Origin of the sequence: Acaryochloris sp. IP29b_bin.137, assembly GCF_028285745.1 — a bacterium.
In the GTDB taxonomy this organism is placed as follows: Bacteria; Cyanobacteriota; Cyanobacteriia; order Thermosynechococcales; family Thermosynechococcaceae; genus Acaryochloris.
The window spans coordinates 1-20,915 of record NZ_JANQOP010000166.1 but is presented as its reverse complement, the minus strand read 5'-3'; the positions used below and the strand labels follow the sequence as shown (position 1 = coordinate 20,915).

At 46.6% G+C, this 20,915-nt stretch carries 12 protein-coding genes; 5 read left to right on the top strand and 7 right to left on the bottom strand.

Annotated features, from left to right (window positions below; all coding sequences use genetic code 11):
- Positions 1 to 211 precede the first annotated feature (211 nt).
- Together Q0991_RS12360 and Q0991_RS12355 are read left to right on the top strand one after the other, a co-directional pair.
- Complete coding sequence (locus Q0991_RS12360; RefSeq protein WP_299488955.1) at positions 212 to 1,255, top strand: hypothetical protein; 1,044 nt, start codon at positions 212 to 214, stop codon at positions 1,253 to 1,255.
- 450 nt (positions 1,256 to 1,705) lie between these two features.
- Complete coding sequence (locus Q0991_RS12355; protein WP_299488952.1) at positions 1,706 to 2,158, top strand: FHA domain-containing protein; 453 nt, start codon at positions 1,706 to 1,708, stop codon at positions 2,156 to 2,158.
- 264 nt (positions 2,159 to 2,422) lie between these two features.
- On the opposite strand, the gene Q0991_RS12350 is transcribed toward Q0991_RS12355, so the two are convergent.
- On the bottom strand, positions 2,423 to 3,769 hold the full coding sequence (locus Q0991_RS12350; RefSeq protein ID WP_299488949.1) for a dihydrolipoamide acetyltransferase family protein: 1,347 nt from the start codon (positions 3,767 to 3,769) through the stop codon (positions 2,423 to 2,425).
- Positions 3,770 to 3,967: 198 nt separating this feature from the next.
- On the opposite strand from Q0991_RS12350, the gene Q0991_RS12345 reads away from it, so the two are divergent.
- On the top strand, positions 3,968 to 5,095 hold the full coding sequence (locus tag Q0991_RS12345; RefSeq protein WP_299488946.1) for a THUMP domain-containing protein: 1,128 nt from the start codon (positions 3,968 to 3,970) through the stop codon (positions 5,093 to 5,095).
- Positions 5,096 to 5,127: 32 nt separating this feature from the next.
- Here the strand turns inward: Q0991_RS12345 and Q0991_RS12340 are convergent, their stop codons facing one another.
- From Q0991_RS12340 to Q0991_RS12320, 5 genes are all read right to left on the bottom strand, one after another.
- Complete coding sequence (locus Q0991_RS12340) at positions 5,128 to 6,174, bottom strand: PleD family two-component system response regulator (RefSeq protein WP_299488943.1); 1,047 nt, start codon at positions 6,172 to 6,174, stop codon at positions 5,128 to 5,130.
- Positions 6,175 to 6,259: 85 nt separating this feature from the next.
- On the bottom strand, positions 6,260 to 7,543 hold the full coding sequence (locus Q0991_RS12335; RefSeq protein ID WP_299488940.1) for a diguanylate cyclase: 1,284 nt from the start codon (positions 7,541 to 7,543) through the stop codon (positions 6,260 to 6,262).
- Positions 7,530 to 8,807: a hybrid sensor histidine kinase/response regulator gene (locus Q0991_RS12330; protein WP_299488937.1), complete on the bottom strand. Its 1,278-nt coding sequence runs from the start codon at positions 8,805 to 8,807 to the stop codon at positions 7,530 to 7,532. Before Q0991_RS12330 ends, Q0991_RS12335 begins: the two co-directional genes overlap by 14 nt.
- 2 nt (positions 8,808 to 8,809) lie before the next feature.
- Positions 8,810 to 9,205, bottom strand: a complete 396-nt coding sequence (locus Q0991_RS12325) for a response regulator (RefSeq protein WP_299488934.1) — start codon at positions 9,203 to 9,205, stop codon at positions 8,810 to 8,812.
- Entirely contained in the window at positions 9,202 to 14,700 is a 5,499-nt protein-coding gene (locus Q0991_RS12320) for a trifunctional serine/threonine-protein kinase/ATP-binding protein/sensor histidine kinase (RefSeq protein WP_299488932.1), read from the bottom strand. Before Q0991_RS12320 ends, Q0991_RS12325 begins: the two co-directional genes overlap by 4 nt.
- A gap of 678 nt (positions 14,701 to 15,378) precedes the next feature.
- Here Q0991_RS12320 and Q0991_RS12315 point away from each other — a divergent pair.
- Both Q0991_RS12315 and Q0991_RS12310 read left to right on the top strand, forming a co-directional pair.
- Positions 15,379 to 17,388 carry a lipoxygenase family protein gene (locus Q0991_RS12315; protein WP_299488929.1) on the top strand — a complete coding sequence of 670 codons (2,010 nt, stop codon included), beginning with the start codon at positions 15,379 to 15,381 and terminating at the stop codon, positions 17,386 to 17,388.
- Between the two features lie 110 nt (positions 17,389 to 17,498).
- Positions 17,499 to 19,034 carry a cytochrome P450 gene (locus Q0991_RS12310; RefSeq protein ID WP_299488927.1) on the top strand — a complete coding sequence of 512 codons (1,536 nt, stop codon included), beginning with the start codon at positions 17,499 to 17,501 and terminating at the stop codon, positions 19,032 to 19,034.
- 907 nt (positions 19,035 to 19,941) lie between these two features.
- Here Q0991_RS12310 and Q0991_RS12305 read toward each other — a convergent pair.
- The gene (locus tag Q0991_RS12305; protein WP_299488924.1) at positions 19,942 to 20,631 is read right to left on the bottom strand and encodes a hypothetical protein; all 690 of its coding nucleotides are present in this window, start codon (positions 20,629 to 20,631) and stop codon (positions 19,942 to 19,944) included.
- Between the last annotated feature and the right edge of the window lie 284 nt (positions 20,632 to 20,915).

Below are 20,915 nucleotides of genomic sequence, written 5' to 3'. Positions count from 1 at the left end.
TAGGGTAGTCGTTTCGGCCACCCTATTTTCTTTGAAATCACACTGCCCTATCTACTGCTGACTCTAGATTTGAAGTACCTTGTCATCCCCAAAGGTCATTTCGTCTCCTTTGCATTGATCGAAGGAGACTTTTCTACCGCGGGATGGGTTAAACCTGACGAGTCCTGCGCTAAAAGCGCAGGCTTAGAAATGATAGTTAGTTGCCCCCCAACTGCTCCCCAAAAATACGCCAGAGTATCCTTGGGTGTCTGCTAAAAATACCCGCATGGAATATCGCTACGATTTATTTATGCCCAAGGGCATTTTTTGGCAATGTGTCGTCCTGCTCTATCGCTATATCAAAAACCATGATTGGGTATGGCGCAATGGCGTTATCCTGGAACGCCAAGGCACACAAGCAGAAATCATCGAAAATCTATCTGAGCGCCGCATTTATCTGAAGTTCGTAGGCCCCAGCATCCCAGAGTTCCGAGCGATTATTACAGATACCCTTGAAGACATTAGCCGTACCTTTCACAATTTAGACTTCAAGAAAATGGTGCCCTGCCAATGCAAACGCTGTATCGACCATGACCAACCTCATCTTTTCGAGTTCGCCATCCTTAAACAGCGCTACCAAAAACGGCAAAAACCAACTATAGAATGTCAATTGAGTGCAGAGGATGTGCCCCTCAGCCTGCTTCTCGAAGGCTACGAAATACCAGTCCCCAAAGATCATCATCCCGACCCCGCTTCTGAGAACGAATCACAGCCCCAACCCCCTTCCAACAAAACAAAAACGATCAAAATCTTCCTAGCCTCTTCCTCCAAATTAGAACAAGATCGCAAAGACTTTGAGATTTTTATCAACTGCAAAAACAAAGTCTATAAAAAACAAGGGGTATTTCTTGAACTAGTGGTATGGGAAGACTTTCTAGATGCAATGGCTCCAACCGGTTTACAAAATAAATATAATCAAGCAGTTGCCGAGAGCGATATCTTTATTAGTCTCTTCCACACCAAAGTTGGCAAGTACACAGAAGAAGAATTTTCTACAGCACTAGAAACCTTTAAGGCTCAAGGAAGACCACACATCTATACCTACTTCAAAAATCAGGCTGTGAATCTAGATGAAATAAACTCAGAAATCCTTAGTTTATTGGAGTTTAAGAAAAAACTTAAAGCTTTAGGACACTACCCTACGACCTACAAAGACATTGATGATCTCAAATATCAGTTTGGTGAACAGCTCAATAAACTTCTACCGCAGCTATAGCCACGAATCGTCGGTTCAAACCCAGTGTCCACAACAACAAATATGGATTCTTGAGTCAATAATTTGAGCAGTAGCCCTGGCATTTAGTTTGCCAAAGCTATAAACGCTCAGAATAGTAAAAATTAATTCTTAAGACTCAATTGACATGCTTTCTATCAGAATTCATAGAAGAGAAGCGATTGATACCAAACATATTAGTGTGCCCAAATAAAATTCAAATTCCAACAGAAAAACAAATTTATATAATTAGCAGTATCCAAAAATCTATACTCTTATATTCTCTATATAGATCTACAAGAACCTTTGATTGCAGCATAAAAGCCGGAGAAAAATTAATGTGAATGTTGTGATGTAAATCACGTTAACTGGTGCTGAATATCACTGTAATAGATCAGCGGCCTGAGCAGGAACAGAAAGCCTGAATTGGCGAACCATCCATCACACACAGTCATGATTAAGCAGACACATCATTTCAAACAGCACCATTACCTTGTTATTAACACAGAACCCAAACAAATTATTACGCTGATGAATTGGTCTTATACCATTGGTAGAGATTCATCGAGTGATATTGTGATAGCCAATGATATGATTTCCCGCATTCACGCCACATTGGAGAGGGTATCTGACCTGAGTAAAGGAACCTATCAATATAAGATTATTGATGGCAAGAGTGGTGGTAACGCTAGTTTTAATGGTGTATTCGTTAATGGCAATCGAGTCCAGGAGCATACTCTCGCCCATGAAGAACGAATTGTATTGGGAGGCGTAATTGAGGCAATCTTCTATTCTTCAAGTCAACTCATTAACAAGGAAAAATTTACTTCTACATTTAATCAACTCACTCAAAATAACTATGCCTCCTACTTAGATGAGAGTGAAGCCACCTCAATTATGCTTTAAACAGAAGAAACAACGTTCAATGAATATGCCCTCTCTCTGAATAGATGGCTAACACGAAGCCTATTTCCCCTAAACAACCTGAATGATCCAGTCTAATCCTGAGGAAGGTAATCTCATGATCAAATTACGTTCGGGTTAGCTATCTTTTTGGCACAATCAACGCCGTAGTGGTTGGGATAGGTATTCTCAACCACTCATGATAGCGATGTCCTTAAACAGTTGGATGGGGTTGATGGGACCAGACTTACACCCTCAAAAATATGGCTAAAGCGTCAAAGATTGAGGATTCGTTTCTATCAACTCAGCTAAATCTTTTAAGAAGGCAGCAGCATCTGCACCATAGATGATGCGGTGGTCACAGGTAATATTGACATTCATCAGCCGTTTTACCCCCATCATGCCATTGTCGTCAGCGACAACCTGAGGCTGAGAACCACCGATCGCAAGAATAGAACCTTGACCGGGCGGTAAAATCGCATCGAAGCTACTGACACCGAACATGCCTAGATTGGAGAGGGTAAAGGTTCCAGTGCTGTACTCATCAGGTTGCAGCTGTTTGCTGCGCGCCCGCGCTACCAGATCTTTCCAAGTACGCGAGAGAGAATAAAGGTCAAGCTGATCGGCCTGCTGTAAGACCGGTGTAATTAACCCTCCTCCCGGCATCGCAACCGCCACGGCAATATTAATGGAGCTGTTGTACTGAATTCCCTGGGGCGCGCAACTCGCATTCACCAGGGGATGCTGCCGTAGGGTAACCGCTACAGCTTTGGCTAATAACGCTGTCATCGTTACGCCCTTGCTCTTGACTTGCTTGTAAAGCTGATCCAGGGCATCCGTGACGATAGAATATCCCACATGGAAGGTGGGCACCGTTAGGCTCGCCACCATATTGTTAACCACCGCTTGCTGCAAGGTATTAAAAGGAACCACCTCGCCAGCCGCTGCCGCTGGGGGCAAGGGGGCAGGAGCGGGGAGCGCTGGTTGTGGAGCCGCGCTGGCTGGAGCAGCTATTTTCGTGGTTGTTTGTCCGGAGGCTGCCTCTACATCCGCAGCCACAATCCGCCCATGGGGACCACTACCTCGAAGGGTATTGAGATCTACTTTGAATTGCTTCGCTAGCTTACGCGCTCGAGGCGAAACCACCACCCTGCCGTTTGTGGGGGCTGGGGCACTGCCCCCATTGAGCGGTGCTGGAGCTGGAGGTGTACTGGCTATGGGGGTCGGCGCAGTGGCTACGGGAGCTGATACGGGAGCAGGAGCAGGAGCGGTCGGTGCTGGTGTCGGTGCAGAAGCAGCGGCTGGAGGAGCAGCCGCCGCAGGAGCAGCGGATTCAGCTACAGACGCTTTCTTTTGTGCTTCAGCAATTTCAGCTTCCGTTTCGGCAACATAGCCAATCGCAGCACCGACCTTAGCGACACCCCCGGCAGGAACAGCAATCGCTGCCAGATACCCGGCATGGAAGGATTCCACATCCATATCTGCCTTATCGGATTCAACCACAAGAACCGTTTCACCCTTTTCTACCTTGTCACCTGGCTCCTTGGACCAAGAGACAATTTTTCCCTCTTCCATCGTGGAGCTCAGGGCGGGCATAAACACTTCATGAATCATGGGTTAGTTTTCCGAAACGAATAGCAAGATAAACCAAAGCTTATCCCGTTTGAATTTTATCCTGTTCAGGGCTATCAACACTATCTCCCCTGATGAGAACGTAACGGTTGAGGATCAATCCGACGACTGTTTAAGGTGATTCAATAGGGGACATTGGCTATTTCTTATATCCTGCCAACCTAAGTGAGGCCCCTTGTGATGTCCAGGGAATATTTTGCAACTGTTGCCCGTGGTTTAGAGTCTCTGGCAGCTCAAGAATTGGAAGAACTGGGGGCTCAGTCCGTTCAACCAGGATTCTGTGGGGTGGCGTTTCAGGGGGATCGCAAGCTGCTCTACCAAGTGAATCTATGGGCCAGACTTCCGTTTCGGATTCTTTTAAGGCTAGAAGCGTTCCCCTGTCAAGACGCAGAAGATTTATATCGGGGCATTCAACGGCTGCCTTGGCCGGAGTATTTGACGCCAGAGTTTACGTTGGCCGTGGATGCCACCGGCAAAACGCAACAGCTTAACCATAGTCACTTCACCGCTCTACAAGTGAAAAATGCGATCGTCGATCAACAACGTCAGCAGTTCGGGGCGCGATCGCATGTCGATACTCAAGCACCAGACGTACGGATCAACGTGCATCTGCATCGCGATCGCTGTGTGGTTAGCCTCGACAGTTCAGGCAGCAGCCTCCATCGACGAGGCTATCGCCCGGCGGTCGGCACAGCTCCTTTAAAAGAATCCTTAGCCGCCGCCCTGATTCGCCTGTCAGGTTGGACATCGGATCTCGCTTTTATGGATCCACTCTGTGGGTCCGGCACACTGCCTTTAGAAGCAGGCTTACAAGGCTTAAACATTGCGCCTGGCTTATTTCGGCAGCAGTTTGGCTTTACCACCTGGCCTGATTTTGATGCCGTTCTATGGCAATCTTTGCGGGCTGAAGCACAAACCCAACAACGGACTCAATTATCGATGCCGATGTGGGGAAGCGATCGCAATCCTGATGTCATCGAACAAGCGCGCCAAAATGCTCACAATTGTGGAGTCGCCGATCATATCTGGTTTGAACCCATCGATGTACAGGATATCGAACCGCCCACTTCTAGCGGCATTCTGATCTGTAATCCCCCCTATGGTGAACGGCTAGGCAATGCTGAAGACTTAGGCCGTTTCTATCACCAGTTGGGCCAGGTCCTCAAGCAACGCTTCAAAGGGTGGACGGCCTTTATTTTAAGTGGGAACAAAGCCTTGGCTCAATCCATTGGTCTTAAATCGTCCCAGCGAACAGCCATCAATAACGGATCTATTCCCTGCCAGTTTTTGAAGTACGAACTGTACTGAAACCCCAAATCGGCAACCGATGGGGAAAAAATTTAAGCCTGATCGTCAACCGATACATCTTCACCAGAAGGGGATAAGGTTTGATCCGCCTGTACGCGATCGCGTCCCTCCGTCTTAGCCTGATATAAAGCTTTATCGGCAGCCAAAATCAAAAACGTTTCCGAACCCATGGTTTGTAAATCAGGGACGACACTGGCGACCCCCATACTGAGGGTGATATAAGGACCAGCAGTCGAATTTTTATGGGGAATGGCTAACTTCCTAACCGTTTGGCCAATGTCTTCCGCCACATGCATCGCGCCAGCCAAAGGAGTATTGGGTAGAATCACAGCAAATTCTTCCCCACCATACCGAGCAGGAATGTCCCCTGAACGTTTGAGACAACGGCCAACGACGCTGGCCACTTGAAATAAGCAGTTGTCCCCGCACAAATGACCATAGGTATCGTTATAGGCTTTAAAGCAATCGATATCAGCCAAAATTAAAGACAGACTATTTTGCTCACGGGCCATCCGTCGCCATTCACGGTGAAGCGTTTCCGAAAACACGCGACGATTCGGAAGTTGCGTCAGTTCATCGATAGAAGCCAAGTGCGTTAATTTTTTGTTGGCTTCTTCCAGTTGTTTATACAGTTGAGTTCGCTCCAATTGAATGCGAACCCGCTGCCTTAAAACGGGCCAATGAATGGGTTTCGTAATGTAGTCCGAGGCCCCAACCTCAAAAGCCCAGTCCACCGAAGTCTGATCTTCTAAACCGGTAATCATCAAAATGGGCGTGTAAGTGCTCTCAGGGCGCTTCTTAAGTTCGGCGCAACATTCAAATCCATTCATCCCCGGCATCATGGCGTCTAATAGTACCAGATTGGGCGGGGTCTTCTGGTATGCGGCTAAACAGGATTCACCATCTTCCGCCTCAATCACCCGGTAACCATCGTTGGTTAAGATGTGGCTAATCATCGCTCGCGTCATTCGATCATCTTCAGCAATCAGAATGACGGGACGTTCCTGATGAATGCCAATTGGAGCAGCGGCTCGAGACGCTTCAGTAAATGGAAAAGACGGGATATTGACTTCTTGCATGGCTGCTCAGTAAGTCTGATAACGAGAGATATACCCAGTGTGCCCAGCCAGTGAATCGGATTGAACGGTTCTGGATGTTATAGATCTACTCTGTTGGTGCCAATACCATGACGCGATCTCGCCCAGCCTGTTTGGCTTGGTAAAGGGCCTGATCGGCTTGATGAATTAAATGGGCTAGCGATTGAGGGGAGTCCGACACCAACGTGGCTACCCCAATGCTAACGGTAACAAATTCACAAACGGCCGATCCACGATGGGGCAATTGAGAACTGCGAATCAGGGTTCTTAGCCTATCTGCCACGACCTGCCCCCCCGCCAAGTCCGTATTAGGCAGAATAATGGCAAATTCTTCCCCGCCAAAGCGGGCCACCAAATCAAGGGGACGAACCACCGTTTGATAAATTTTTTGGGCAACCGTCCGCAAACAAATATCACCTTCTAGATGGCCATAGGTATCGTTATATTGCTTGAAAAAATCTATATCACAGATCAGTAGGGTGATCGGCTGGTGTTCTCGCTGGGCCTGTTTCCAAATTTGCTGCAAATACTCATCAAAGCGACGACGGTTCGCTAAGCCCGTTAAAGCATCATGATTGGCAATCAGAGACAACTGCTTATTCGCCTCATCCAACTTTTTATTAGTGGCTTCTAGCGCTTGTTGGGCATAGAGTTTGGCCTGAATTTCTTCTTCGAGTTGTTTGTTCTTAGCCGCCAGGGCTAAGGTTTGCTGCTGTAAAGCCTGAGTGCGTTCTTGCACTTTCCGCTCTAGGTTCTGTTTGGCATCCTCTAGTTGCTGATTCAGCGAAGCAATCTGCTGGCGACTCTCCTCTACAGTCAGCAGATCGCGATAGGAGCGAATCGCGGTGATCAGGCTAGAGAAGAGTTTCTGTTGTGTAAGTTCTGTTTTTGTTTTGTAGTCATTGATGTCGTACCCCTCAATCACCGATTTCTCTGGCGCAATTCCCGGTTGCCCGGTCCGTAAAATAATGCGCACAAACAGATTGTTTAGATGGTCGCGAATATGTTTGACGAGCTCTAACCCCGCCTCATCGGTTTCCATCACCACATCCAACAGCAGCACGGCTGTATCGGGGTGCTGATCTAAGAGTTGCTGGGCTTCTTCACTGGAATAGGCCGAAATAATTTCCAGCGGTTTATTGGCAAATCTAAAGTTTTTAAGGGCCAAACGGGTGACCGCATGGACCTGTTCTTCGTCATCAACCACAATCACTTTCCAACCGCCTGGGAGAGGGTATCCCTCGCGGTTAAGGGATGATTCCTCTAGGAATTGCAGCTCATCAACCACGTCTTGAGTGGGATCAGTGAACGTTTCCAAGGTAGAAAACGATAATGGTTTATCCTCTGGCATAAGCCCTCTCACCAACTAGCGTTAAAGGTAAGTCGAGAATAAAGCGGGTCCCTAAAGCAACCTCACTTTCACAACGTAATATACCCTCCAAGGTTTGGGTCACTAAATTGTGAACAATATGCAGTCCTAAACCACTGCCTCCCTGGTCTCGTCCCGTTGTAAAGAAGGGTTCAAAGATCTTTTGTTGATATTCTGTGGGAATTCCACAGCCGTCATCACTATATTCAATGATGATGCGATCGCGGTGTTGTGTCACCTCAAACCTTAAATATCCGGCTTGTCCAGGTTCATAGGCATGGAGGAGAGAATTCATCACTAAATTAGTTACAATTTGGGACAGGGCACCCGGATAACTAATCGTTTTGAGAGCAGCATCTCCAGTCACAGCCACGGTATGACAAGTTTGTTTAAGCTTGGGCTCCAGATTCGTTAAGACACTCTCAATGTAGGGGATAATCTCAAACTCTCGTTGTTCATGACTGGTTTGATCCACTGCAACTTGCTTAAAGTTTTGGATCAGCGCTGCTGCGCCTTGAAGATTTTGCAAGATTAAATCGCTACTGTCTTGGGCTGTTTGCAGATAACTGGTCAAGGTGGATCGCTTCAACGCACCCTGATCATAGACCTGCGTTAAGGAATCCGTCTCATTATTCAGCACAGAGGCGGCCAACAGGGCATTGCCCACGGGCGTGTTTATTTCATGGGCGACACCTGCCACCAGTTGGCCGAGCGCGGCCATCTTCTCAGCCTGAATCAGTTCTGCTTGCGTGGTTTTTAACGTATTCAGGGTTTGGGTTAATTCTTGAGTGCGCTCCTGCACTTTCCGTTCAAGATTTTGCTGATACTCAAGAATTTTCTGCTCTTGCTGATAGCTATTCAGTGCCTCTCGCACCGTTAGCTGCAAATCTTCAGGCTGCCAGGGTTTGGCAATATAGTGGTAGAGCTGGGCGGTATTAATGGCATTGGAAATGCCGTCAACATTAGCCTGTCCCGTCAACATGATTTTTAAGGTTTGGGGAGAAAGCTGATGGACCTGGTGCAACACCTCATCCCCTTTGATATCGGGCATTAAGTAATCGGCAATGATCACCGATAAATCACAGTGGTCTTCCACCAAGTCCTGAACTAAGGCAATGGCATCTTTCCCTCCCAAGGCCGTTTCAATTTCGCAATGATCTTCAAACGCTTCCGATAGCTCACGTCTTAAGCTATCTAACACGGCAATCTCATCATCAACGCAAACAATGACGGGTCTAGACATCATCCTCACACCGTTGATAATGCCGATTGAATACAGTTAATCAGATCCTGCTCATTCCAAGGCTTGCGTAGACAGCTGTGGAGATTGGCTTGGGATTGGGCGCGCTCAACGGCGCCTTCATCCGCTTGACCCGTGAGTAAAATTTTGACTACTCCAGGAAATTGTTGGTGGACCTGAATCAAGAATTCATCCCCTTTGGCACCCGGCATTAGCCAATCCGACACAATGACAAGCAGATCGGTATTTTCTTCCTGTAGCTCTTCAATCAGCTCTAAAGCTTCGCTTGCATTTTCAGCCGTTTCATAAACATAGTCATCGTCAAAGGCGGTTTGTAACTGTCGAAGCAGACTATTGAGAATAATGACTTCATCGTCAACGCAAAGAATGGCCAGTTTGGTCATAGGGCAGGAATCGGTTGAGGGGTAATCGACATCGGTAACGTCACACTAAAGGTTGTGCGACCGGGAACAGAGTCTAAGATTAGGGTACCCTGATGCTTGTCAATTATTTTTTTGACAATATCAAGACCTAAACCACTCCCTTCCCCAGGGGGTTTGGTTGTAAAAAAGGGCTCAAAGATTTTAGTTTGGAGCTCAGGGGGCACACCGGGGCCATTATCGGTAATTCTGACGCAAACCTGGTCAGATTGCTGACTGACTTCAATCTCTAGGGAGCCTTGATGGTCCATGGCTTGTAGCGCATTATGGATTAAGTTGGTCCAGACCTGATTCAGTTCATCGAAGTAGCAGAGAATCGGTGGGATATCGTTAAACGCGCGTTGGACCGTTACACCATGCTTGATTTGATTGTGATAGAGGGTTAAAACAGCATCAATCCCATCGGTAATATTGGCTTCGATCTGCTCGCCCCTGTGGTCATAGCGTGCGTAAGTTTTGAGGGCAAACACAATTTTGGCGGAGCGATCGCTGGCGGTGGCAATATCGCGAGTGCTCTCTCGTACACGTGTAAACTGACGCACCATCTTTAATAAGGCCTCACTTCCCGATTCGGCTAGGAGCGGGAATAGGTCATCGATGCGATCGCAAATGCCCAAATCCAGTAATAAGCTCGCCAGCGACTCTGCTGGTGCAATCCCTTGGGTCGCGATTTGCTGAGCCAGGGCCTTACGCGTATGGCGTCGTTCCCGTCCCGATAACGTGGGTGAGGGCGTTAAAGCTCGTAGTAACAAGGCTTGAAACTGTTGAACATAGGCTGGAGGCAGATCCCGAAAGAATTGCGGTAGATCCGTCAAATGTTGATCGAGGAAGTTGGCAATATATTCAATGGAGGATCGAATTGCCCCCAAGGGGGTATTGATCTCATGGGCCACCCCAGCAATCAATTGACCTAACGCTGCCATTTTTTCAGATTGGATCAGACCGTCTTGGGCCAATTTAAGATCTTCTAGGGCTTTCGAGAGATCTTGGGTCCGCTCAGCTACCTTCTCCTCCAGATTGGTATAGAGACGGGCATTATCAATGGCAATGGCAGCTTGTCCTGATAAGAGCTGTAAAATTTCCACCCGTTCAGATGTAAAGGCACCTGTGGTTAAGTTGTTTTCCAAGTACAGCACGCCACTTAACTGACCTTGATTCATCAGGGGTGCACAGAGAATGGATTGGGGCTGATGGGTGGCAATGTATTCATCTAGGGCAAAATTGCTATCCTGAGTTGCCTCTCGAATTACCACGCTTTCTTGGGTCCGCAACACATAGTTGAGCAGGCTGCTCGGCAGTTTTCCAGCAATGGGTTGGGACTGGAGGACCTGATTTTGATCGGCCTGGGCATCATAAGACGCCTCAATCAGCAATTGCCCTTCCACATTGAGGACTAAGTGACCCACTTGCGCCCCTGCATTGCGCACCAAAATTTTGATCAGCGTCATCAACAGCTTGTCCAACACAATCTCACTGGCAATCGCCTGAGAAGCCTGCAAGACACTGGCTAGATCTAGGGATTGGGTGGTTCGAATCGTGCTTGCCGCAGCAAGCTGGGTGCTGGATGCCATCCCTGGATGGGAGGGAAGCATTGAATTCGACTGCAGATAGGGATAGGCATGCTCGAGTTGACGTAATTTTGCGGTTGCGCCCCAACAGTAGTAGCCGTAATAGGCTTCATTCAGATACACCCGGGCAAAATTCTCTCGTTGCCGCTGAAAAAAGAACTGAGCGGCCAGCTCATTAGCCAAGGCGGCTTCATTGGGATAATGGTGTTCTTGGGCGAGGGCGATCGCTCGATCATAGGTTTCACTGGCCAGGTGATGTTCCCCTAACACGCGATATCGTTCGGCTTCCACTAAGGAATATTTGTGCTGGTGGTTGGCGGGCGCGTGAGCCGCCCATTTCTGTAATTGAGCTTGGTTGGTGGCAACAACCGCCAACATTCGCTCTTGCTCAACCGGGGGGAGCGTATCGTAAAGGGCCAAACGAGCCAGGGAATCATAAAAATTAAGACTCGCCACCGTCGCTGCCGCGGTCATCCCATCCACATAGTCAGCCGCTTTTTGGGTGCTGTCTAGGGCAGTCCCAGGCTGACCCAGAAGATAAGCCACTTGAGCCTTCAGGGTATAGAAGAACGCCAAGGCCAATTTATTATCCGCACTATCAACGAGCACCTGCCGTTCTTGCAGGTAAGTCCCAGATAAACGGCTGGCCTCTAATCCAGGATCCATCAGATGGGCCGTAGCCTGTTGAAAAATTTGTAAATAGAGGATGCAAGCAGCCTGTTGGAAACCAGAAATAGCTTGCTGAAACGTCAACATTCGAGTGGCGAGATCAGGTAATTTCTGTCCAGTCAAAAGAGAATGCATTGCCTCCCAACAGAGAGAATAGCTGGCATACTCCAAATCACCGGTTTCTAAGCCAATTTGATACCCTTCATGCAGATCAGGGAGGGTTAAACTCAAGGGCTCCGTCCAGTGACGCACAAAAGCGTTAAACACGAACACCACTCGACTTTTCCGCTTCTTGGCGTCGAACTTATCCACCACAGCCAAAGCCAAGCGACCAAATTGATACCCAGTTTCAATATCACCGACTACACCACAGAGGGTGATGCCATAGCAATCGTAGGCAAATGCAGAGGGCGCGGTGTTACCGTATCTGAGCGATAAATAAATCTGCTTGAGGTTGCTGAGAATAAAGCGTTCAAAAACAGCCTGATATCCCGATGAGAGAATGTCAGAGAGGATCTGCATAGCAGCCAATTTGTCATCCTCTACCATTGCGGGAAGATGGATTAAGTCTTCGATCGACCGATTCACACAGAGCTGTTTCGTTTGCTCTAACTCTTGCTGCAAATTTTCGGGGGTGGGATCGACAAAGGTTACCCCCAAGCGTTCCAAAATCTCAAAGCCAATATCGGTCGCTTCTAAATGACGGTTCTGAGCAGACCGGGCCAAGATCTTAACCCGATAGACCTGCACCATATCTAAAACACATTTGGCCTGTTCTACAACGATGGTCGTTAGGTATTCCTGTTGCTCATAATCTTGGTGCAAAAAGGCTGCTTCAACCGCTTCTTCATGGAGTTTGAGGGTTAAAGAATAAGTCTGCTGCCATCCTGTGTCACCGACTAAGGCAAGTCCAGTCTGCAAGTATCGGACAGCTGCACCATAGGCGGTTGCTGATTTGGCCTTCTGACCCGCTTGGAGGTTGAGTTGAGCCACTTGCGTCTGTTCATCCTGTTCGGTGATCAGAGGAAGGGCTTGATTGAGGTGATCGACAACCTCAAAAATCCGATCGGATAGCTGCTCGTCTGACATGTTATGCCACAACAAACGGCCAATCCGTAGATGCACAGAGGAACGAGCATCCGCGTCAATCAAAGCATAAGCGGCTTGCTGAATTCGATCGTGTCCAAATCGAAAGTCTGTAATCACCAACGATTCATTGAGTTCAGATCGAGCCACCACTAGCCCTAACTGAATGGCAACTTTGAGATGGCCAAAAACATTAGACTGGGATTGCTGACGAATCAGGCTGAGGGTCTGTAGATCAAACTCTGCGCCCACACAAGCGGCAAGCCGCAGGGCGTCTTGAGTCGCTGACGGTAATTTTTTCAGCTTGCTAATCAGCAACTCAATCACATTGTCCGTTAAGTCTTGAGACCGAATCAGGGCAATATCCCATTCCCACTGCTGGGAGCGGGAATTAAACTGCAATAACTGCTCGGTGTACAAGTTTTTGAGGAATTCATTGACGAAGAAGGGATTGCCTTGAGTTTTTTGTAAGACTAACTCAGCTAAAGATAAGGTCGTCTCTAAGTTGTGATCAACGGTGTCGGCAATCAGTTGACACAGATGTAGTTGCGATAGGGGCTGCAGGGTAATCGTATTAATGTTGACTTTGTCTTGCCACAGGCGTTTCACCAAGGTCATAAGGGGATGGGTCGCATCCACTTCGTTGTCGCGATAGGCTCCGATTAGGAGTAGCGATCGCATGTGCCGATCCGTCATCATCAGCTTGATCAGCTTCAAGCTCGCCGAGTCAGCCCATTGCAAATCGTCCAAAAACACCACCAGGGGATGGGTGGGCGTGCAAAATACCCGAATAAATTGCTGAAAAACTAAGTTAAATCGATTTAAGGCTTCAGCCGGTCCCAGCTCAGGCACGGGCGGTTGAGGCCCCGTAATCAATTCAACTTCGGGAATCACATCAATAACTACTTGACCATTCGGTCCCAAGGCAGTCAATAACTGTTGTCGCCATTGGCTAAGCTGCAGTTCAGTTTCAGTCAAGAGTTGTTTGACCAAATCTTGAAACGCACTGATCACTGCTGAATAGGGAACATCTCGCTGAAATTGATCGTATTTGCCGGAGATAAAATACCCCCGTTTTTCCGTAATCGGCTTATGAACTTCTGCCACCAAGGATGATTTACCAATCCCGGAATATCCAGCAACGAGCATCATCTCACTCCCTTTCTCAGGATCTTGGGGGTGATTGACCCGTTCAAAGGCGGTGAGCAAAGCAGAAATCTCTTGCTCGCGCCCGTAGAGTTTTTGGGGAATCTGAAATTTATCGGAATGATCTTGCGATCGCAACGGGAACGTTCGGATTTCTCCCGTCTGCTTCAGTTGCTGTAAGCAAGTGGATAAATCCGCTTGGATACCAAACGCACTTTGATACCGATCCTCTGCGGTCTTGGACATCAACGTCATAATTAAGTCCGAAACCACCTCAGGAATATCTGGGTTAACCTGGCGGGGCGGTGTAGGTTGTTGGGCCAAATGGCAATGGACGAGTTTCAGGGGATCTTTTGTTTGAAAGGGTAACTGCCCCGTCAGTAACTCATAGAACATCACCCCCAAGGCATAGAAATCAGTCCGATAATCTAACGAACGGTTCATACGCCCAGTTTGTTCAGGCGCAATATAGGGTAACGTTCCCTCTAAGACGCTGGGATTTTTTAGAACCTTAGTTTCTCGACTGAGCTGGGTAGAAATACCAAAATCAATAATGCGTAACTGATGGGTTTCAGCATTGAAAATAACATTGCTAGGATTAAGATCCTTATGGATGACATTCTGGCTATGGATTTGCCCTAATATCTCCACAATACTAATGGCAATGGTCAAAAATTCAGCTAAGGGAACAGCTTGCTCCTGGTAATACGCCTTGAGAGATTGTCCTTCAATATCCTCCAAAATAATAGCCAGAGTCCGTTGATAGGGTTCAAGCCCAAACACTTTGACGACCCCTTCTAGCTCTAAGCTGCGGGTAATCTCATATTCTTGGCGATATCGCGTTATTTCAGAAGCAGAAGGATAGTCCTCTTTAAGGACTTTCAGAATGACCTGGTGAGGTTCAGCCTGGCGTTGACCACGGTAAACAATCGAATTTGCACTTTCATAAAGATGTTCCACCAGACGACAGTCTGCGATTGTCCCCAACATTGATTGTTTCTCCAGGCAGAAAAAGGAGCAATAACTTTCTAAAAAATAAAAATAGTAGCAATTGCTTATCTCTAGATGTTCCCCAAAACTTCCCGAAACTTTCAACGTCTTGGCAACTTGAATGTCAAAGTATCAAGACTTTCTCAAGCTAGAACTATGGCGTTCGAAATATAACAAGATGCATTCACCTGTTTAAGATCTGATCTCTTCAACCCTCCTAAATGAAAGATCATTTCTCCGGGCGACAAATAGATAGAAAGAGATAAAAACTCTCAAAAAATAGATTAATGATGCATATTCCTCTATTTAAACCATACAAACTTCATTTAATGACTTAGAACCTAATTTTATCTCAATTTTACTGAATCCATAGAACTAATTGAGAAAATAATGTTCTAATTGACATTGCTTTTGCATCAGTCCAAATAGGGTTTCAGACCTCTACTTTTTAAGGATGTGATAACACAGACTTTATTCATAAATATTTAATTCCTGAGTCTGTTATTGCTAGATCTCATTAGTATCTACACGACTCAAACTTAGGTCTATTTAAGAAGTCAATTCTGGATCCTGGCTGGGAACACTAAACCTGAATTGGTAACTGCCACTGATTATCCCTACAGTCCCAGGAAAGACAGTCGCCCTTCATCTTAGAGACACACATGGATTGGATCGAAAATGACCCATCAGTACTCCCTCACCGGCTTAACCACACAACAACCCGTGCGTGGCATCCAGCTTCCTGAACGTCAACCAGACCCCTCACCGACTTCCCCAACACCTGCTGAGCCTGTTCCGGCTGAGCTGAAAGCAGCCCAACGAAAATATCAGTACAACTACAACTACATTGCCCCCGTGGCAATGGTGGATCGATTGCCTAAAGAAGAATTGCCATCCAGGGCTTGGTGGTCTAAGTTGATCCGAACAATGTTCAAAATTTTGGTCAACGCCATTGTTAGTGCCCACAAGCATCATCACGAGCATGAGGCAGAGCATCATATTTCACGCCTTATTGGACGCGCATTATTCGATGTTTTTAAGGAACGTCCTGAAGTGCGGTGGCGCTTGATCTGGCATTTGCTAAAAACTGCTCCAAAAACATTTTTTAACGGCTTAAGGTTATCCTTCTCTGATTCAGAAAGTTTTATTAAAAGTCTCACGTCAAATTTAGAGCATGATCTATTACGGATACTGCACCTGAACTTAAAATCACATCTTTCTAATGAGTGTGGCAGTGACCGCCCCACCTCAATAGAGGACTTTAATCAACAGTTCACTAAAATCCCTTTACCAGAGTGCGCCCAATACTTCCAGGAAGACGAGTTTTTTGCTTATTTGCGAGTAGCTGGTCCTAACCCTGTCATGTTGAAACAAGTGCGTCATTTATCTGGGGACTCCGTTCTTCCTCATTTCCCTGTCACAAATGACCACTACCAAGCTGTCATGGGAGACTGTGACTCTCTAGAAACAGCCGTAGCGGAAGGACGGGTATATATTGTAGATTATGCAATTTTGTCTGGGGCAATCAACGGCACCTATCCAGACGAGCAGAAATATATCTCAGCTCCCATTGCATTGTTTGCTGTCCCTGCTCCTAATGCCCCATCCCGAAATCTACAACCGGTTGCCATTCAATGTAGCCAATCACCTGGGCCTGAGTCACCCATTTTGACACCCCCCACAACCCAGGAGCAAACGGAGCAACAATATGCCTGGAATATGGCCAAAACCTGTGTGCAAGTTGCAGATAGTAACTACCACGAAGCAGTGACCCATTTGGCCAGAACTCACTTATTTATTAGCCCTTTTGTGATTGCCACTCACCGACAGCTCTTGCCCTCTCACCCCGTCAGTATCCTGCTGCGTCCTCACTTTGAAGGTACCTTAAGTATCAACAACGGGGCCCAAAGTATGTTGATGGCACCGGAAGGGGGAGTGGATAGTACTCTCGCTGCAACGATTGATTGTGCGAGAGTACTATCCGTCACTGGCTTACAAAGCTATTCTTTTAATCAGGCGATGTTGCCCACACAGCTGCAGCAACACGGTCTTGATAATCCAGACACCCTCCCTGTCAATCCTTATCGAGACGATGCCCTGCTGGTATGGCAAGCCATTGAAACCTGGGTTGCCGACTATTTGAGTCTGTACTATCCTACTGATGCTTCAGTCCAGAACGATATGGCTCTCCAAGCGTGGGCTCAAGAGCTGCAGGCCACGGATGGGGGTAGAGTGTATGATTTTGGTGAAGACGGACAGTTGCGAACCCAAGCCTATCTTATCCAAGCCATTACCCTAATCATTTTTACCGCCAGTGCCCAACATGCTGCCGTTAATTTCCCTCAGGGTGACATTATGGTTTACTCCCCTGGGATGCCCCTCGCAGCTTATCAGCCTGCACCTCAATCCGCTGCAATGTCCCAAGCAGATTATCTGGACCAACTGCCACCGTTGCATCAGGCCTTAAGCCAACTGGAGTTGACCTATTTGCTAGGTCAGGTTTACCACACACAATTGGGTCAGTATGAAGAGACGTGGTTTACGGATGAGCAGTTACAAGCGCCCCTGCATCGCTTTCAAGCCAACCTGTTAGACATTGAAGCCACGATTGAGGAACGGAATCAGCATCGACCTTACCCCTACCGTTATCTTCAGCCTTCCAAAATTCCCCAGAGCATCAATATCTAGTTTTTTTAACGCTTGAATCCTCCCTCTCGTCCCCATGCTCTGGCACTTGGAGGGGAATCGAGTACTTCAATTTACCGAAACAGCCGTTCAGCATTAGAGGAAATATTGCAATGACTGGAATATCAGCAGGATCGTTGACTGAAGGACTTCACACTATTCTCAAACGGATCGAGGCCAAGCCCCGAAAGATCGTGGAGACAGCCGTGCAATCTATGCTGCAAAAGCTGTTTCAACTCACCTTGAGCCAACCCGCATTCCAAAATATCCCAGGCCCTGCACCCATATTTCCTATTGGTAATGTCTTAGAACTCCAGAAAGGGAAACCGATTTGGCAGGTCCTAGGTGAGTATGGGCAACAGTATGGTGGCCTATCCTTATTTTGGATTTTTGGGCGGCCATCTTTGGTCCTCAATGATCCCGATTTTCTGCAACAAGTACTGCTCACAACCCAACAACAGACAGGTGCCAACACCAGTAAGCATCGGGCGTCCCAAGCCGATTTTTATAAGGATTTACCCCGCAAAGCGTTACGCCCCATTCTGACGGATAGTCATCCCTTTGTGGCGAAAGATGCCGGACCCAAATGGCAGCATCTGGTTAAAAATAACCCCTTTAATATGACCTACTTTCGAGAATGGCTCGAAACGCAAGTTCAGCCCCTGCAAGCATTTGTTGAAACGCGTGCAGAGGAGTTGGTCAAGCAGTCGGAGGGCGAAATGCTCCCAGCTTATGATGTGATTCAGAAGCTAGCATTCGATGGATTTTCATTGGCAACGGTGGGCCAAGTGTTCCCTGATCCAGTCTTTGAACAGTTCAATACCCTCTGTACAACAGGAACCGATCGCATGAATCGATCCTCCATTGCCAGCTGGATGATTCCTGAAAATCCCAAAGGCAAACCCTACAAAGAAGTCAGTCGCCAATGGTTTAGCTTATTTGGTGAAGTGGTTGAAAAGGCACAAGCCAAACCTTCAGGTGGATCATTGCTAGATTGGGTTTTAACGCGAGGCGGTTCTGCATTTACACCTGAGCAAATGCGTAATTTCTGCGCAGGGGTCTATCCTGGCGGAGCTGTTTCAGCCCCAAGCGGGATTACCTCGACACTGCATTTACTGTTTCAACACCCCCAGGAATTATCTGCTCTCCAGCAAGATTTGGAGGCACTATTTCGTGACCCCTTAACCCTGGAGCGTCTGGAAAATTGTGTGGCCGTTGAGCAGGTGTTGCGAGAGTCTCTGCGGCTATGGCCGCCCGTTCCTTTTTTCACCCGGAATACAGTGTGCGATCGCACCATCCATCTCGATGGTCAAGCGATCCCAGCCAACACCCAAATCTTCATTACCAACTGGTTTCTACAGCGGCTATCTCCCCACTGGCAGGAGTCAGAATCCTTTAAGCCAGAACGATGGGACGCCAACACCCTGGTAGAAAATGACTATGGCAGCGATTACTTTTTCCCATTTGGTCGGGGCGAGCGGGCTTGCATTGGCCAAGACTTTGCCAAATTCTTTATGCGTTTAACATTGGCGACCCTATTAGCCAAAGTCGAGGTTCAATTTGGCAATCACCCCCATGATCAGGAGTTTTACTTTGGCGTCTCTGTGCCTCGGCAACTGAAAGCTCGCTTTGTTTTGCGCGAAAGCTAAGTCAGTGTAGCCAGTATCAACTGAATTAGTCCTCTTACATTCGTCTTATGATGGGCTACTCACTCAATTTGCTTTAACTCAGTGGGGCATTGTCAACTTAACGACCGATCACAAAAACTAGGAAGATGGAGGTTTATGCTGCAGCAATAAGAGATGATCTCGGCAGGGAAGCGGTGTCTTATGTAGGAAATGCTCATCCCCTAAGCATGGCACTGACTTTTCCCGGTAAGTCTTCAAAAGCTTATTTGGTAGGGGCTGCAGGGTGCCAATCTAGACTAAAAATTCTCCTAAATCGAGTTCACAGTTAGCCAATACTTTTTGAAACCCCCATTATCCCGTAGAGCATATGCATTTGCTCTCTGCTATTGCGAACAAACACTCAAAATAAGTCTTGATTCATTCGCTGGAAGTATTGACAATGAAGGGTTATAGGAGATAACGGGAAAAGTCAGAAGCATGGCATAGTCTCGGGTATGGTGCCATATCAGTTAAGTTGACAATGCCCTCAAAGCTAATCTGGCTGAGTGATTGGCCTTAAGTCAGTGGCATTCCACTAAAGGCGTTTCGACGGTGGATTCAAGAATGGACAGACAAGAAGAACCAGACTTCAAGTTGAGAACATACAATCTCATCACGACATGCGAGAGCAGTTGCCGGCCTTTTCTATACTCAATATTCATCAAGACAACCACGCTCCTAAATCCCGAGCAGTGCTCACATCTCAGTCATTTAGGAATTACGGTCTGCTCGATCCATTACCAGTAGCCGAGTCGACAACAGAGATTTGAGTGGGAGGGTAAGCGGAAACTGGAGACTGACTTTTGAGTTTAAAAGATGGCGATGTCTATGTATTGAACTATAAAGACTATCACTGATGCGACAACATAATCCACCTCACTCTAGAAAGTTAATTCAAAGTAAATGCTTTTGGCTTGACTCTCACTCCCCATTTATTATTGAGTAATAGTAAGTTTCTTTCATAAGAATCTATAGCTTTCCACTCAAAAATACTTGAATTATTATGAGCAATATAGACATTTACTGGTTTTACTAACCTACTAATATTTACTAGCTCACTATGAAATTCCAAGGGGGAACGAATAATATCAAGAACTGAAGGATAACCTTCAGGATCTTCAGCTACGATTTTATCTATAACCCAATCTTTCCATATACCTAGCGATAGAGTTTCAGGACCTCCTAAAATCTGGAAGAACCAAAATAAAGTCCAATCATCATCATTTAAACCACGCAGATTCATTAGTTCTGAAGGGTCATATCTTAGTTGTCTCCATAAATTCACAAAATCTAAGGATAAATAAAAATTATTTATAGTATTCCTTAACTCAAAAAAATTTTGAAGCTCATAAGATTCCACAGTTGGGAAAAGAATGACATGATCTCCGATCTTTCTCAATGAATGATGAAAAATGTGTTTTGGAATACCATAATTTAGCTTTAACTCTATCTCTCCTCGTACACTTGTAACCAGATCATCGCTATATCCTTTAAATAAAATTTTACGACTGGGAGAGTATAATTCTATAGTTTCATTGTAATCTTGATTATCAATTTTCCATTTAAGGTTTGAATTCATGGCTCAATTTCACTGAATGTTGGTAACCCATGTTTACTGCCATACCGAGTCCAATCACTCTTAGGTATAAAACTTCGATGAATGATGGTATTAGATTCATCAACAGTAATATGGAAGACTCCATCATTTCCATTAATTTTGCCTGGAGATAAAAATTCTTGTCGTCCGTCAGGTCTAATTACAGACCTCGTTCTAACGGATTCTGGGGTCTATTAGAATTCAAGCCTATTGAGGGTTTTGAGAATCTACATCTCCTTTCACTGTAGAGTCATTGGGCACTCTAG